The organism is Ammoniphilus resinae (assembly GCF_017873965.1).
GTDB lineage: Bacteria > Bacillota > Bacilli > Aneurinibacillales > RAOX-1 > Ammoniphilus_A > Ammoniphilus_A resinae.
In genome coordinates this window covers 51,445-66,641 of sequence record NZ_JAGGKT010000001.1, presented here as the reverse complement: position 1 = coordinate 66,641, position 15,197 = coordinate 51,445, and the positions used below count along the sequence as shown (strand labels likewise).

The 15,197-nt window shown below is 45.4% G+C and carries 15 protein-coding genes and 1 riboswitch; of the genes, 2 read left to right on the top strand and 13 right to left on the bottom strand.

The window, feature by feature from the left end; genetic code table 11:
- Nucleotides 1–72: 72 nt before the first annotated feature.
- Both J2Z37_RS00345 and J2Z37_RS25685 read left to right on the top strand, forming a co-directional pair.
- Nucleotides 73–381, top strand: coding sequence for a YgaP family membrane protein (locus J2Z37_RS00345; RefSeq protein WP_209807798.1), 309 nt, complete (start codon nucleotides 73–75; stop codon nucleotides 379–381).
- On the top strand, nucleotides 381–512 hold the full coding sequence (locus tag J2Z37_RS25685; protein ID WP_280922132.1) for an EYxxD motif small membrane protein: 132 nt from the start codon (nucleotides 381–383) through the stop codon (nucleotides 510–512). Before J2Z37_RS00345 ends, J2Z37_RS25685 begins: the two co-directional genes overlap by 1 nt.
- Here the strand turns inward: J2Z37_RS25685 and purD are convergent, their stop codons facing one another.
- The 13 genes from purD to J2Z37_RS00280 form a co-directional block, all read right to left on the bottom strand.
- Nucleotides 513–1,778, bottom strand: a complete 1,266-nt coding sequence (purD, locus tag J2Z37_RS00340; protein WP_209807796.1) for a phosphoribosylamine--glycine ligase — start codon at nucleotides 1,776–1,778, stop codon at nucleotides 513–515.
- Nucleotides 1,779–1,793: 15 nt separating this feature from the next.
- Nucleotides 1,794–3,329: a bifunctional phosphoribosylaminoimidazolecarboxamide formyltransferase/IMP cyclohydrolase gene (gene purH / locus J2Z37_RS00335; RefSeq protein ID WP_342453754.1), complete on the bottom strand. Its 1,536-nt coding sequence runs from the start codon at nucleotides 3,327–3,329 to the stop codon at nucleotides 1,794–1,796.
- Nucleotides 3,326–3,928 carry a phosphoribosylglycinamide formyltransferase gene (gene purN, locus J2Z37_RS00330; RefSeq protein WP_209807794.1) on the bottom strand — a complete coding sequence of 201 codons (603 nt, stop codon included), beginning with the start codon at nucleotides 3,926–3,928 and terminating at the stop codon, nucleotides 3,326–3,328. The genes purH and purN overlap by 4 nt, the downstream gene beginning before the upstream one ends.
- Nucleotides 3,928–4,971 carry a phosphoribosylformylglycinamidine cyclo-ligase gene (gene purM, locus J2Z37_RS00325; protein WP_209807792.1) on the bottom strand — a complete coding sequence of 348 codons (1,044 nt, stop codon included), beginning with the start codon at nucleotides 4,969–4,971 and terminating at the stop codon, nucleotides 3,928–3,930. The genes purN and purM overlap by 1 nt, the downstream gene beginning before the upstream one ends.
- Nucleotides 4,972–4,987: 16 nt before the next feature.
- Complete coding sequence (gene purF / locus J2Z37_RS00320; protein WP_209807790.1) at nucleotides 4,988–6,433, bottom strand: amidophosphoribosyltransferase; 1,446 nt, start codon at nucleotides 6,431–6,433, stop codon at nucleotides 4,988–4,990.
- Entirely contained in the window at nucleotides 6,418–8,592 is a 2,175-nt protein-coding gene (gene purL / locus J2Z37_RS00315) for a phosphoribosylformylglycinamidine synthase subunit PurL (protein ID WP_209808877.1), read from the bottom strand. The genes purF and purL overlap by 16 nt, the downstream gene beginning before the upstream one ends.
- Nucleotides 8,593–8,638: 46 nt before the next feature.
- Entirely contained in the window at nucleotides 8,639–9,322 is a 684-nt protein-coding gene (purQ, locus tag J2Z37_RS00310; protein WP_209807788.1) for a phosphoribosylformylglycinamidine synthase subunit PurQ, read from the bottom strand.
- Nucleotides 9,323–9,324: 2 nt separating this feature from the next.
- Nucleotides 9,325–9,573, bottom strand: coding sequence for a phosphoribosylformylglycinamidine synthase subunit PurS (gene purS / locus J2Z37_RS00305; RefSeq protein WP_209807787.1), 249 nt, complete (start codon nucleotides 9,571–9,573; stop codon nucleotides 9,325–9,327).
- Nucleotides 9,566–10,285: a phosphoribosylaminoimidazolesuccinocarboxamide synthase gene (purC, locus tag J2Z37_RS00300; protein WP_209807785.1), complete on the bottom strand. Its 720-nt coding sequence runs from the start codon at nucleotides 10,283–10,285 to the stop codon at nucleotides 9,566–9,568. Before purC ends, purS begins: the two co-directional genes overlap by 8 nt.
- A 42-nt stretch (nucleotides 10,286–10,327) precedes the next feature.
- The gene (gene purB, locus J2Z37_RS00295) at nucleotides 10,328–11,620 is read right to left on the bottom strand and encodes an adenylosuccinate lyase (protein WP_209807783.1); all 1,293 of its coding nucleotides are present in this window, start codon (nucleotides 11,618–11,620) and stop codon (nucleotides 10,328–10,330) included.
- On the bottom strand, nucleotides 11,617–12,756 hold the full coding sequence (gene purK, locus J2Z37_RS00290; RefSeq protein ID WP_209807781.1) for a 5-(carboxyamino)imidazole ribonucleotide synthase: 1,140 nt from the start codon (nucleotides 12,754–12,756) through the stop codon (nucleotides 11,617–11,619). Before purK ends, purB begins: the two co-directional genes overlap by 4 nt.
- Nucleotides 12,753–13,241 (bottom strand): 5-(carboxyamino)imidazole ribonucleotide mutase, encoded by a 489-nt coding sequence (purE, locus tag J2Z37_RS00285; protein ID WP_209807779.1) that lies wholly within the window; start codon nucleotides 13,239–13,241, stop codon nucleotides 12,753–12,755. The genes purK and purE overlap by 4 nt, the downstream gene beginning before the upstream one ends.
- Nucleotides 13,242–13,469: 228 nt before the next feature.
- A complete protein-coding gene (locus J2Z37_RS00280) occupies nucleotides 13,470–14,822 on the bottom strand; it encodes an NCS2 family permease (protein ID WP_209807777.1) in 1,353 nt (450 codons plus the stop codon).
- Between the two features lie 124 nt (nucleotides 14,823–14,946).
- Nucleotides 14,947–15,048: riboswitch (purine riboswitch) on the bottom strand.
- Between the last annotated feature and the right edge of the window lie 149 nt (nucleotides 15,049–15,197).

Here is a 15,197-nt window from a genome sequence, read left to right as displayed (position 1 = left end):
ATTCAATCAGGTTTTCCCAGTATCGTTTTTTCTAATAAACAAACAATAAATCTATCCGAGGGAGGGATGAAAATGAAAAAGAATGTTGGTTCGATGGATGCTTTTTTCCGTATCACCATTGGCTTATTCGGACTTGCCTGGAGCGTATCCAGCATGGTACATAGACCAGACAAGACCTTTCCAAAGTTTATTGCTCTTACTTCAGCGATGAAGGTGACGGAGGGGATTACTCGTTTTTGCCCCGGACTTGCCCTATTTAACGTAAATACGATTCCGGAGAAAGAGTCGAGGCGGAAAGTTCCTTATGGAACCGTTAAATTTGCCCGAACAAAAATAGAACCCCCGCATTCTTCCGAAGAAGAAAGGGGGGAATATAGATAATGGGACCCGCATTTTGGGAATGGATCGGTGACCATCTATTCACCGTCGTCGGAACCGTTGGTTCACTCGCAGTCATTGTCTATCTATGGGCTCAATTTGGGAGCCGCAATAAAGGACGTTACAAATCCTGATTATCTTAAAGCCTTCAGAGCAATATCCTTGCGATAATGGGCACCTTCAAAAGAAATGTGTTCCACCGCCTGATAGGCCTTTTCTCTTGCTTGCTTAATTGAACCACCAATGGCTGTTACGCCAAGCACCCGACCGCCATTGGTGACAATTTTACCTTCCTGGAAGGCTGTACCCGCATGAAAGACCACTGCATCGCCAGCGGCAACCGAATCAAGACCGAGAATTTCCTTCCCTTTTTCATAAGAACCAGGATATCCGCCAGAAGCCATGATCACACATACTGCGGCACCATCTTTCCACTGAATGTGCAATTGCTCCAATTCACCGGAAACCCCTGCAATAAAGATATCCATCAGATCGGTCTGCAACAATGGCAATACAACCTGGGTTTCAGGGTCGCCAAAACGTGCATTGTATTCGATGACCTTCGGCCCGTTTTTCGTAATCATCAATCCCGTGTAAAGAATCCCTTTAAAAGGAACCCCTTCACTATCCATCGCTTTTACCGTGGGGAGCACAATCTCGTCCATAATTTGCTGAATTAACTCCGCAGACATTTGGGGTACAGGAGAGTAAGTTCCCATTCCGCCCGTATTTGGTCCTTTGTCTTGATCAAAAACCTGTTTGTGATCCTGAGAAGGGATCATGGGTTTCACCGTTGTGCCATCCACAAAGGAAAGAAGAGTAAGCTCTTCGCCCTGCAGAAATTCCTCAATGACAACCTTTGCTCCTGCTAGACCAAGTGATTCATCAAGCATCATGTCTTTTAAAGCCGTCTCTGCTTCCTCAAGGGTCATCGCGACGACAACCCCTTTTCCTGCAGCAAGCCCATCAGCCTTGATGACGATCGGTGCACCTTGCTGCTGAATATAAGCCAAAGCTTCCTCGTACTGGGTAAATGAAGCATAGGCTGCGGTTGGAATCTGATATTTCTGCATCAGGTTTTTCGCAAATGTTTTACTGCCCTCAATGAATGCTGCTTCTTTGCGAGGACCAAATACAACAAGCCCCTTTTCTTCAAATTCATCGACGATGCCATTTAAAAGAGGCTCTTCAGGTCCGACAAAAGTGAGGTCTACTTTGTTGTCCTTGGCAAAAGCCGTCAATTTCTCGAAATCATTCACCCCAATTGGGACACATTCAGCATGTTCAGCAATCCCCGCATTTCCAGGGGCACAATAAATCTTTTCTACCTTCGGGCTTTGGGATAGCTTCCAGGCAATCGCGTGTTCACGCCCGCCGCTCCCAACAATTAATACCTTCATGGAATCCTCCCAGAACTAATGTTTAAAATGACGATTACCAGTAAACACCATCGCAATGCCATGCTTATTCGCTTCATCGATGGAATCTTGATCACGAATCGATCCACCTGGTTGAATGATCGCAGTGATTCCAGCCTTTGCCGCCTCTTGCAGGGTATCCGGCATTGGGAAAAAGGCATCAGACGCAAGCACACTCCCTGCGGATTTTTCTCCTGCTTGCTCAATGGCAATCTTTGCTGAACCCACACGGTTCATCTGACCTGCTCCAACTCCTACGGTCATGAAATCTTTCACCAAAACAATAGCATTGGACTTCACATGCTTGACTACTTTCCAGCTAAATAAAAGCTGTTCGAGCTCTTCATCAGTTGGTTTCCGCTCAGTAACGACCTTCAAATCTGCAAGTTCCGCTTGCTTACGATCCTCTTCCTGGATCAACACGCCTCCTTGAACGGAGGACAAACGCAAACTTGGGTTGCCTTCATTTTTCAACTCACCTAGTTTAAGGAGACGAAGGTTTTTCTTTTCTTTCAAGACATCCAATGCATCCGGTTCAAAATCTGGAGCCATAATGATCTCTAAAAAGAGCTCTTTCATTCGAAGCGCAGTTTCCCGATCAATCACACGGTTGGCTGCAATGATTCCGCCAAAAATAGAAACGGGATCCGATTCATAGGCCTTCTGATAGGCCTCAAAAATCGTTTGACCTGTCCCCACTCCGCAAGGATTCATATGCTTCACTGCAACCACTGCCGGTTGGTCGAATTCCTTAACCAACTGCAATGCCGCATCTGCATCATTAATGTTATTGTAGGAAAGCTCTTTACCGTTCAATTGCTCGGCTGTGCTTAAAGTGCCAGCTTTTGCTAATGGCTCCTTATAGAAACCTGCTTTTTGATGAGGATTCTCCCCATAACGAAGCGACTGCACCTTTTCGAAGGTAACCGTTAATTGATCTGGCCATTCTTCCCCTACTTGTTCAGTGAGGTAATTGGAGATCAAGGCATCGTAAGCTGCTGTATGGCGGAAAACTTTTGCTGCTAGACGGCGACGGGTTTTAAGACTAGTATCCCCACCCGCTTTCACCTCTTCAAGAATCGTAGGATAATCCCCTGCATCTACGACAACGGTGACAAAAGCGTGGTTTTTCGCAGCAGAACGAAGCATGGTTGGGCCGCCGATATCAATATTTTCAATCGCGTCCTCATAAGCAACATTCTCTTTGCTAATGGTTTCTTTAAAAGGATAAAGATTCACCACAACCAAATCGATGGGCTGGATCTTTAACTCTTCCAACTGTTTTTGGTGCTCTTCCTTGTCACGAATGGCAAGCAGTCCGCTATGAATGTTAGGGTGCAAGGTTTTTACACGCCCATCGAGAATCTCTGGAAAACCGGTGACCTCAGAAATACCCGTAACCTTTACTCCTTGCTCTTTTAGAAGTTTCGCAGTACCCCCTGTGGAGATAATCTCTACACCTAATTCCACTAATTCCTTAGCAAAAGGAACGATTCCCGTTTTGTCTGATACACTGATTAATGCTCTTTTCACTGCACTCCCACCTTTCTGCCTATAAGTTTCACTTTTCCTTCTTGTACTAATCGCACAACTTCAGGCAATAATTGATGTTCTTGTTCTTGAATTCTCTTTGTCAGCGTTTCTCGGGTATCCCCCTCCAAAATGGGTACCACCCTTTGGGCGATAATCGGTCCGGTGTCCATTCCAGCATCGACAAAGTGGACGGTAACTCCGGTTACTTTCACCCCATATTCTAGGGCTTGGCCAATGGCATCCTTACCGGTAAAAGCAGGAAGAAGGGATGGATGTAAATTAATGATTCTCCCTTGATAAGCCTCTAACAGGGTATCCCCGATCAATCTCATATAACCGGCCAAGATGATCCACTCCACTTGTTTTTTCTTTAATTCCTGCAAAATGACTTGCTCGTAAGCCAACTTGTCAGCATGCTGCTTAGGCTGAAAAGAAAAAACAGGAATGGATTCCTGTTCTGCCCGACCCTCAACCAAGGCTCCGGGGCGATCGCAAACCAATAGAGCTACCTCTACACCAGGCAGTTTGTCGGCCCGAATCGCCCCCATCATGGCGGAAAAGTTGGAGCCGGAGCCGGAAGCAAACACAGCGATCTTCATTATTCATTCCCTCCGACAATCCGAACTTCCTCATCACCCTCTTGGATCGAACCAATGACATAGGCTTGTTCCCCAAGTGCTTTTAGTTTATCTAACAAAGCATCCTTATTTTTTGAATCGGCAACTAAAACCATGCCAATCCCCATATTAAATGTCCTAAACATATCGTAATCGGAAATCGAGCCCTTTTCCTGGATCAGGTTAAAAATCGGAAGAATGGACCAGGTTCCCTTTTGAATTTCCGCTTGCAAGCCTTCTGGAACAATTCTTGGGATGTTATCGTAGAATCCGCCGCCTGTCATATGCACCAAACCGTGTAGAGGGATTTCCTCTAATACGCTTAGAATGGACTTAACATAAATGCGGGTAGGCTCTAACAGGACGTTTCCAAGCACCTGATTGTCTAGCTCTTCCATGCGGGAAGTAAGGGATAATTTGTTATCCTCCAAAAGAACCTTTCTGACCAAGGAAAACCCATTGCTGTGAACTCCGCTTGAAGCAAGACCGATTAATACGTCTCCTGCTTTCACCGCAGATCCATCAATTAGTTTCTTTTTGTCAACCATTCCAACCGAGAAACCAGCAATATCGTATTCGCCATCTGTGTACATCCCTGGCATTTCAGCCGTTTCACCGCCGATTAAGGAACAGCCGGCCTGTTCACAGCCGTCTGCAATGCCTTTCACAATCATTTCAATCTTCTCCGGAACGACCTTGCCACAGGCTAAGTAGTCCAGGAAAAACAGTGGTTCCGCTCCTTGCACAACAATGTCATTGACACACATGGCAACAGCATCGACACCGATCGTGTCATGCTTGTCCATAGCAAAAGCCAGCTTTAATTTGGTTCCCACACCATCTGTACCGGAAACAAGGATGGGTTCCTCATATTTTTTCAAATCCGGTTGGAAAAGGGCACCGAATCCCCCAAGACCCGTTAGAACCTCCGGACGAAAAGTCCTTTTTACATGTTTCTTCATTCTTTCTACAGCTTCATTCCCTGCATCTATGTCAACACCCGCGTGGCGGTATGCATCACTCATCGTCTCTGCCCCCTGACTACGACTTGCTTAGGCTTTCGCAGTGGTTTTCACTTTCACTTTCGTCTTCAATCTCTTCATAAATTTCCGTTGGATATTGTCCGGTAAAGCAGGCCAGGCAATGTCCATTATTCGGATGGTCGGAATTTCTCCCTGTTCCCCTCATCAGTCCATCAATCGATAAAAAGGCCAAGCTGTCAGCTCCAATAAATTGCCGCATTTCTTCAATGTTCTTCTTCGCTGCAATCAATTCGGCGCGAGTTGATGTATCGATCCCATAAAAACATGAATTCATGACCGGCGGTGAACTGATTCTTACATGGACTTCTTTCGCCCCTGCATCACGTAGCATCTGCACAATCCTACCGCTTGTCGTTCCCCGAACAATCGAATCATCAATCATCACGACTCGCTTACCTTCCACGACCTTACGGACGGCGCTTAGCTTCATCCGCACACCTTTTGCCCGCAATTCCTGACTAGGCTGGATAAAAGTTCTCCCCACATAGCGGTTTTTGATGAGCCCTAGCTCATAAGGAATTCCTGTCGCTTCGGCATAACCAATGGCTGCAGAAATGCTGGAATCGGGTACACCTGTCACCACATCTGCCTCTACTGGGGCTTCTGCGGCCAACTCTCTGCCCAAGCGTTTTCGTGCCGTGTGAACATTGATTCCGTCTATATCACTGTCAGGTCTGGCGAAGTAGATATATTCAAAAGAACAGATGGCCCGCTGCGTATTCCCGGATACTCTCTCCGAGCGGAGTCCGTCTTCATCGATCACAACCATTTCTCCAGGTTCCACTTCGCGTAGATAGGTGGCCCCAACAATATCAAAGGCACAAGTTTCCGATGAAACAACATAGGCATCACCAAGCTTCGCCAAAGAAAGTGGGCGAAGTCCATTCGGGTCAAGCGCGACGATCATTTTCTTTTCCGTCATGATTAGCAGCGCATAAGCCCCTTTTATCATCCGCAAGGATTCTTTGACAGCTTCTTCGATTTTGTCATAGCCGGAACGGGCAATTAAGTGTGCAACCACTTCCGTGTCGCTTGTCGTTTGAAAGATCGATCCTTGGCGTTCCAACTGATGTCTTACTTGTTTGGCATTCACCAAATTCCCGTTGTGGGCTAAAGCCAAATTCCCATGGCTGTATTTAAAAATAAGCGGCTGTGCATTCTCGATTTTGCTTTCCCCTGCCGTTGTATAGCGAACATGGCCAATGGCGATATGTCCTCGAAGATGATCCAGTTCATCGTTGCCAAAGGCCTCGGTTACCAGTCCCATTCCCCGATGGTAGGAGAAGTTTTTCCCATCTGATGCACAGATTCCAGCAGATTCCTGTCCGCGGTGTTGAAGCGCGTGAATCCCGTAGTAAGTAAGCTGAGGGGCATCAGCATGGCCGAATACCCCAAATACCCCACATTCCTCGTTTAGTTTGTCCCAAATTACGTCATCAAACATGGGATCGCATCCTTCCAGGCCGCTTTCAATGTTGAGAGAGGCTGATTTATGATTTCAGAGTTATTTAATCGAATAACTAAATTTTCTCCCGTGACTTTACCAAGTTCTGCGATTGTTACTCCTGCTTCCGATGCCAAACCCTTCACTTTTTCCACATGATCGGGTGCAACGGAAAGCAAAATCCGTGATTGAGATTCACTAAATAATGTAAGATCCGCACGAAGCTCCGTATCCAACTGAATTTCCGCACCCACGTTTCCATCGATACAAGATTCAGCCAAGGCAACGGCAAGACCCCCTTCGGCAAGATCATGTGCGGACTTGACCAATCCTTCGCGAATGGCCTTAAGAACGGTCGCTTGGATAGCCTTTTCTTTTTCCAAATTGATTTGTGGCGGACGTCCTTCGATCCGACCCAAGACTAGCTTTTGATATTCAGATCCGCCGATTTCCGCCTTGGTTTCCCCGAGCAGCAGGATATGATCACCTTCAGCTTTGAAGTCCTGAGTTGTGATATGATCCATGTCTTCGATCAACCCGACCATTCCGATGGTTGGTGTTGGATAGATCGCAACACCGTTTGTTTCATTGTAAAGACTGACGTTACCTCCGATTACAGGTGCTTCCAACTGTCGGCAGGCTTCACTGATCCCTTCTGCTGCCTGCTCTATCTGCCAGAAGATTTCCGGCTTTTCCGGACTCCCGAAATTCAAGTTATCGGTGATCGCTAATGGAAGTGCTCCGGAACAAACCACGTTCCGTGCTGCCTCGGCAACTGCAATTGCTCCGCCTTGGTATGGATCAAGGTAAACATAACGGGCGTTGCAATCGGTAGTCATCGCTAAGGCCTTACGAGTGCCGCGAATCGCCAACACCGCTGCATCGGATCCAGGCATGACCGCTGTATTTGTACGAACCATGTAATCATATTGATTGTACACCCATTCCTTGCTGGCAATGGTTGGTGAAGACAACAGTTTCAATAATGTATCTGCATAGTCTTTCGTTTCTTCGATTTCTGTTGTATCGAGCCCTGCAAATTGCTCATAATAAGCAGGAACTGCGGAAGGTTTGTGGTACACTGGCGCATCCTCTGCCAATTTATCAACTGGGATTTCTGCAACCACTTCGCCTTTGTGCAATAGGCGGAGCTGATCGTCATCTGTTACACGGCCGATAACAACGGCATGCAATCCCCATTTCTCAAAGATTTTATAGACTTCTTCCTCTGTGCCCTGCTTTACAACAACAAGCATTCTCTCCTGGGATTCGGAAAGCATCATTTCATATGGGGTCATTCCCGTTTCACGTTGCGGCACCATATCCAGATCTAATTCAATCCCGTTCCCAGCCTTACTTGCCATCTCTGAACTGGAACTGGTTAGTCCCGCTGCACCCATATCCTGAATCCCCACGACATATCCAGAACGGATCAATTCAAGGGTAGCTTCAAGCAACAGCTTCTCCATAAATGGATCTCCCACTTGAACAGCTGGGCGCTTCGCTTCAGATTCTTCACTGAGTTCCTCTGAGGCAAACGTTGCTCCATGGATCCCATCTCTTCCTGTTGAAGCCCCAACATAGATCACAGGGTTACCAATCCCTTTGGCTACGCCTTTTTGAATTTCGTCATGATTGATTAACCCGACACACATCGCATTCACCAACGGATTTCCTTCGTAGCTAGGGTCAAACATAACTTCTCCCCCAACCGTTGGAATCCCGATGCAATTTCCGTATCCAGCAATCCCGGAAACTACATTTTCAAATAGATATTTTGTTTTTGCGTTATCGAGTTCACCGAAACGAAGGGAATTGAGCATCGCAATTGGTCTAGCCCCCATTGAAAATACGTCGCGGATAATCCCCCCGACGCCTGTCGCAGCGCCTTGATAGGGCTCGATCGCTGAAGGATGGTTATGGCTTTCCATCTTGAAAACAACCGCCTGGTTATCGCCAATATCGACGATCCCAGCCCCTTCCCCAGGACCTTGCAGAACGCGCGGACCCTTTGTCGGGAACTTACGTAGAACAGGCTTGGAATTTTTGTAGCTGCAGTGTTCAGACCACATGACGCTAAAAATCCCGATTTCTGTATAATTTGGCTTTCTGCCCATAATTTCTAATACTTTTTCATATTCTTCGTCGGTTAAACCCATTTCACGGTAAACCTTTTGTTCCTGGATTTCAGTAGGAGTAGGTTCTTTATGCTGCACCGTTACGTTCCCTCCAATACTTTAGAATCGAAGTAAACATCCGTTTTCCATCTTCAGAACCTAACCATTCATGTACAGCACGTTCTGGATGCGGCATCATGCCAAGGACATTTCCCTGCTCATTGATAATTCCAGCAATCTCATCAATAGAGCCATTTGGATTAAGACCCTCATAACGAAAGACGATCTGGTTGTTCTCCTGTAGTTTCTTCAGGGTTTCCGGATCACAATAATAATTTCCTTCGCCATGTGCGATTGGAATTTTAATCATTTCCCCTTCTTGATAGTCAAGGGTAAAAGGAGTGGAATTGGATTCTACTTTTAGATCCACGTACTTACAGTGGAATTTAAGGGATTGATTTCGGCGCAAAGCCCCAGGCAGCAAGCCGGCTTCCGTTAATATCTGAAATCCGTTGCAGACCCCAAGCACGAGTTTCCCTTCTGCTGCGGCTTTTTTCACAGACTCCATAGCAGGTGCTAAACTAGCCATCGCTCCCGTACGGAGATAATCCCCATAAGAAAAACCACCAGGAATCAAGATCACATCATATTTCGAAAGATCGGTTTGAGTATACCAAACATAATCAACAGGCTGTCCAAGACAATCCTCTACAGCCTTATACATATCTACGTCACAGTTGGAACCAGGAAATACGATTACTGCAAAATTCATGTTTAGACCTCCTGCAGTTCATAACGATAATCCTCGATTACCGTATTAGCTAACAGCTTTTCACACATTTCTTTGACACGTTCCTCAGCTGCAGCGCGATCGTTTAAATCGATTTCTAATTGCATATATTTTCCGATCCGCACTTCCCCGACTTCATCAAAACCAAGGGTATGCAATGATCCGCGTACTGCACTTCCTTGAGGGTCTAAGACGCTCTCTCTTAATGTGACAAAAACGGTTGCCTTAAACATGAATTTCTCCTCCTAATCGTTTCGCTATTTCCTGATATGCTTCAATGAGGTTACCAAGATCACGTCGAAAGCGATCTTTGTCTAATTTCTCATTTGTTTTGGCATCCCAGAAACGGCAAGTATCTGGAGAAATCTCATCAGCCAGAATCACTTGTCCATCTCTTGTCTTGCCAAATTCCAATTTGAAATCCACTACAGTGATTCCACGTTCACCTAAGTGGGCAGATAGAATATCGTTCACTTTAAGGGCTGTTTCTCTGATCAGCTCTAATTCCTTCGGGGATGCCAATTGCAGTATGGCGATATGGTCGTCGTTGATAAACGGATCACCGAGTGCATCGTCCTTATAGTAGAATTCAACAATCGGCTTAGGAAGAAGGTTTCCTTCCTCAACACCCAACCTTTTCGAAAAAGAACCAGCGGCTCGATTGCGGACAACCACTTCAATCGGGATGATTTCCACCTGGCGAACAAGTTGCTCAGTGGCAGATAGCTTTTTCACTAAATGATTTTCGATCCCTTTTTCTTTTAGTAAGGTAAGAAGGATGGAACTGATCTCGTTATTGAGAACACCTTTACCGGAAATTTGTGCCTTCTTTTCACCGTTAAAGGCTGTCGCGTCATCTTTATATTCAATCCAGTAGAGGTCCTCTTCGGATGTTTTGTAAACTCGTTTGGCCTTGCCCTCGTATAGTAGGTCTAATTTCTCCATAGTAGCCCCTCCTTCGGAAATAGCGGAAAATTTTTCTGCTAATTACAGTCCAACCCGTTCAAAAATTGTATCCACATGCTTCAAGTGCCAGTTGTAATCAAAACAATCGTCCAGTTCTTCCTTTGTTAACCATGCCTGCACCTTTGGATCCTCTTCCAAAATCGCGCGGAAGGATCGCTGTTCCTCCCAAGCCTGCATAGCACGCGGTTGAACGGTATCATAGGCCTCTTCACGGCTTAAGCCTTTGTCAATTAACTTCAACAACACCCTTTGCGAATAGATCAGGCCAAAGGTCCGGTCCATATTGCGCTTCATATTTTCAGGGAATACAGTTAAGTTTTTAATAATGTTCCCAAAACGATTCAGCATATAGTTTAAAAGGATCGTCGCATCCGGGAGAATGACACGTTCGACAGAAGAATGGGAGATATCTCTTTCATGCCAAAGCGGAACATTTTCATAAGCGGAAACCATATGCCCACGAATCACCCGTGCTAATCCGGAGATGTTCTCACTTCCGATTGGGTTGCGCTTGTGCGGCATCGCTGAAGACCCTTTTTGCCCTTTGGCAAAGGCTTCTTCAACCTCTCTTGTTTCACTTTTTTGCAGGCCGCGCACTTCAGTTGCAAATTTATCTAGGGAAGTAGCGATCAAGGCTAAAGTAGCCATGTAATCGGCATGACGGTCACGTTGCAGGGTTTGCGTAGAAACCGGCGCAGCCTTCAATCCCAACTTTTCACAAACAAAGCTTTCTACGAACGGATCAATATTGGCATAGGTCCCGACAGCCCCGGAGATCTTTCCAAAAGCCAGGTTCTTCGCTGCCTGATCAAAACGTTCGAGGTTACGCTTCATTTCCTCACGCCATAGAGCCAGTTTCAAACCGAATGTAGTTGGTTCGGCATGGACCCCATGTGTCCGTCCCATCATTGCGGTATACTTGTGTTCTCTCGCTTTGTTTGTAAGTATTTCAATAAAATTCTCTAGATCTTTGCGGATGATTTGATTGGCTTGCAATAAAAGATAAGATAATGCCGTATCTACTACGTCTGTAGAGGTAAGACCGTAATGCACCCATTTCTTTTCCTCGCCCAGTGTCTCTGAAACTGCTCGGGTAAATGCAACGACGTCATGTCTTGTTTCTTGTTCAATTTCATAGATCCGATCGATATCAAATCCAGCTTTTTCTCGGAGCTTCTGCACGTCTTCACGAGGGATGTGTCCAAGCTCAGACCATGCCTCGCAAGCTAGTATTTCCACTTCCAACCAGGCTTTAAATTTATTTTCTTCTGTCCAAATCGCTGTCATTTCCGGGCGAGAATATCGCTGAATCATAAGACGACCTCCGTTTTCCAAATATCTAATTGATCAATTTGCTCCAGAGCCTTATCGGTATTTGAAGCAAGAAAATTGATATGTCCCATTTTACGTTTCGATTTTGCTTCAGCTTTCCCGTATAGATGAAGTTTTGCCGTTACAGGAAGCTGTTCCATTTTATTGACTACCGCTTCTTGATGCTCTCCCAAAATATTGACCATCACCACTGGGCTTAACAGGGTCACATCCCCAAGCGGCAATCCGCAAACAGCACGAATATGTTGCTCAAATTGAGAGGTGATACATGCATCCATCGTATAATGGCCCGAGTTATGAGGGCGTGGCGCCAATTCATTCACCATCAAGTCCCCCTCTTTAGTCAAGAACATTTCGACGGCGATTAGGCCAACCACGTTCATTGAGGTGGCTATGTTAACGGCAATTTCCTCCGCTTCCTTGGTAGTTTTCTCGGAAATCCTTGCCGGTACAATCGATTGATGAAGAATATTTTCACGGTGGATATTTTCCGCGACAGGGAAAGTTTTGATCTCTCCCTTGGTGCTTCGTGCAGCGATCACGGAAAGTTCTTTATGAAAAGGGATAAACCTCTCAACAACTAGATCCCCCTCAAAAGCGCGAAGCGTCTCGACAACAGATATGATTTGCTGATCTTCTCTAATCACCCATTGTCCTTTTCCGTCATACCCACCTGTTGCAGTCTTGACCACACAGGGTGTTCCCAGCTTGATGATTGCCTGCTGCAAATCCTCACCAGCTCGTACCACTTCAAAAGGAGCAACCGGAACCCCAATGGAGGAAAGTGTGATCTTTTCTCGTATCCGGTTTTGAGTAATTCTCAGCAACTCACTTCCCTGCGGAACATAAGAGAACTTCTCTAAGCCAGCAGCCACTGCAGCATCCACGTTTTCAAATTCATAGGTAACCACATCGCTTTTCTTCGCCAACTGGATGGCTGCATCCAAATCTGAGTAGGAAGCCACAATTTGTTCTGCCACTTGTCCACAAGGGGAATCCGGAGTGGGATCTAGGGTAACGAATCGATAACCCATATTTCGCCCGGACAAAGTCATCATTCTGCCTAATTGTCCGCCACCTAAGATGCCGATCGTTGAGCCTGGTTTGATTACCTTCACCCGAGATCACTCTCCTCTAAAACCTTCGCTTGAATTTGCGCTCTACGAGCCAAAAGCCGCTGTCCTATTTCCTTGTCTTTAAGGCCTAAAATCTGTGCTGCCAACAATCCCGCATTGATTGCTCCTGCTCTGCCGATCGCTACAGTAGCCACCGGTACACCACCAGGCATTTGAACAATCGATAACAGCGAATCCATTCCTTTTAATGCGGCCGATTGAATAGGTACCCCAATCACCGGCAAAATAGTTTTGGCTGCTACCATTCCTGGAAGATGTGCGGCACCACCAGCCCCTGCTATAATCACTTCAATCCCTCGTTCCGGTGCTTGCTCTGCATATTGGAACATATAATCCGGCGTACGATGTGCCGAAACAACCTTCTTTTCGTAAGGAATAGTTAATTCCTCTAATATGGCACAAGCCTCTTTCATCGTTTCCCAATCTGAAGTACTGCCCATTATGACTCCAACCTTCGCTGCCGTCATTTCCAGAACCTCCCCTTGCACGTTTCATGACTCACTTAAACCTACGAACGAATATTACTTCTTTAGTAAACCACAATTCGACGGGTTTCTCAACCTTATTTACGTATTATCAACGAAATGTTCATATTTAATGTTCGTGTTTTACTCATTGCGATCCAAAAAAGAAATCGCCCTTCCGGCGAAAACACAACCGAAAAAAAGCGATCTTCTTTTTTTATAGGCAGCTCTTTATTCCCCACCGATAAAGATGTATCGAACAATCACCAGGATCGTCAACACCCACATAATCGGGTGGACCTTTTTACCAAGGGAGACAGATAACAGTGTAAAGAATAGAATACCCGCTGAAATCCCATTCGCAATACTTTGCGTTAAAGGCATTAGAATAATGGTTAAAAAGGCAGGAATAGCTTCCAACATATTATGGAAATCAATTTTTAAAATATTTTGCACCATAAGCACCCCAACAATAATAAGGGCCGGCGCTGTTGCTGCACTCGGAACAATCCCCGCGATCGGAGCAATGAATAAGGCTAGGATGAATAATACCCCTACTGTTATGGCAGTTAAGCCACGTCGTCCGCCTGCCTCAATCCCAGAAGCACTTTCTACAAAAGCGGTAATCGTACTCGTACCTAAAAGGGCACCAATGGAAACCCCAGACGCATCAACCATCATCGCCTTGGATAATTTTTTCCGTCCATCCGGCTGATTTAAAATCCCGGCACGGTCCAAAGTACCTACCATCGTCCCGAAGGTGTCAAACAATTCTACGAAAGTAAAGACAAAGATTGCTTCTAGAATACCAATCCCAAGAATCCCTTGAAGGTCTAGGGCAAAGAAATTGTTTGTCGAGAAATCGGGGTACCATTTTGCGCCTTGTAGGCTTGAGATATCCGTTACCCCCATTGGAATTCCAATAATCGTTGTGATCAGTATCCCAATTAAAATACCGCCTTTTAATCCACGTACAACCATCAAACTTGTAATCACTAACCCGATAAAAGCAAGCATCCCTGAATTACCTGTGAAATAACTAAAATTCGCCAAGTGAAGATTCCATTCAAAGGACATCAGATCCGTCGGTCCTTTGGCCAGACTATCCATCGTTGGAGGGATCGGAATCGCCTGAATTTTAATCAGTTCCGAAAGCTTAAAACCTAAAAGTGCAATAAACAATCCAATCCCGACGGTAATCCCATGCTTTAAACCATCTGGTACAGCATCAACAAGCGCTTGTCTGAAACCAGTTAAAGTCAAAATAAGGAAGATAATACCTGAAATGAAAACAGCTGCTAATGCCGTTTGCCATGGCATGATTCCGCCTGTTGAAGAAGCAACAACCGCAAAATAGGCATTCAACCCCATCCCCGGCGCCAAAGCAATTGGAGCTTTCACGATGAGCCCCATCAAAATCGAAACAATCCCAGCCCCTAAACAAGTAGCCAAGAATACAGCATTCGCGTCCATGCCGGTTCCGGATAAAATCATTGGGTTTACAAACAAGATGTAGGCCATTGTAACAAAGGTCGTAATCCCAGCAAAAATCTCAGTACGTGCTGAAGTTTGTTGATTCACCATTTTCCCCAATTCCCCTTTTTATTAAATTATCCCCTACGCGAAAAACAAAAGCCTAAACAGGAAAATCTCTGTTTAGGCTTTAGTATCAACAAAATAGCATTGATTCATGAGCTTATTATAAAAATAAACTCACCCGCTATTTCGTAGTCAGGCTATTTACGGTAGCCCGGTAGAAACTTTCAAGCCATATTCTTGAGATTATACGAAACTTAATGCGAATATTAAGTTGAGTTTGCGTTATTTCGTTCGGTAAGTTTATTGTATCAGGGGGAATTAAATAAATCAACAAGATAAACGAACATTTTAAAAAAGTTTTTAGGTAATGTACGTGAAACAGGGCCAAACCCTAGCCGTAATTCGCCAAAGTTGATGATC

Bases quoted from the DNA above. Each gene is read 5' to 3' on its own strand.
- purM (WP_209807792.1), bottom strand. From the start codon at position 4,971: ATGAGTGATGCATACCGCCACGCGGGTGTTGACATAGATGCAGGGAAT.
- purE (WP_209807779.1), bottom strand. From the start codon at position 13,241: ATGACGGCAGCGAAGGTTGGAGTCATAATGGGCAGTACTTCAGATTGG.
- purD (WP_209807796.1), bottom strand. From the start codon at position 1,778: ATGAAGGTATTAATTGTTGGGAGCGGCGGGCGTGAACACGCGATTGCC.
- J2Z37_RS00280 (WP_209807777.1), bottom strand. From the start codon at position 14,822: ATGGTGAATCAACAAACTTCAGCACGTACTGAGATTTTTGCTGGGATT.
- purF (WP_209807790.1), bottom strand. From the start codon at position 6,433: ATGTTTGATGACGTAATTTGGGACAAACTAAACGAGGAATGTGGGGTA.
- J2Z37_RS25685 (WP_280922132.1), top strand. From the start codon at position 381: ATGGGACCCGCATTTTGGGAATGGATCGGTGACCATCTATTCACCGTC.
- purS (WP_209807787.1), bottom strand. From the start codon at position 9,573: ATGTTTAAGGCAACCGTTTTTGTCACATTAAGAGAGAGCGTCTTAGAC.
- J2Z37_RS00345 (WP_209807798.1), top strand. From the start codon at position 73: ATGAAAAAGAATGTTGGTTCGATGGATGCTTTTTTCCGTATCACCATT.
- purL (WP_209808877.1), bottom strand. From the start codon at position 8,592: ATGGGTTTAACCGACGAAGAATATGAAAAAGTATTAGAAATTATGGGC.
- purC (WP_209807785.1), bottom strand. From the start codon at position 10,285: ATGGAGAAATTAGACCTACTATACGAGGGCAAGGCCAAACGAGTTTAC.
- purQ (WP_209807788.1), bottom strand. From the start codon at position 9,322: ATGAATTTTGCAGTAATCGTATTTCCTGGTTCCAACTGTGACGTAGAT.
- purN (WP_209807794.1), bottom strand. From the start codon at position 3,928: ATGAAGATCGCTGTGTTTGCTTCCGGCTCCGGCTCCAACTTTTCCGCC.
- purB (WP_209807783.1), bottom strand. From the start codon at position 11,620: ATGATTCAGCGATATTCTCGCCCGGAAATGACAGCGATTTGGACAGAA.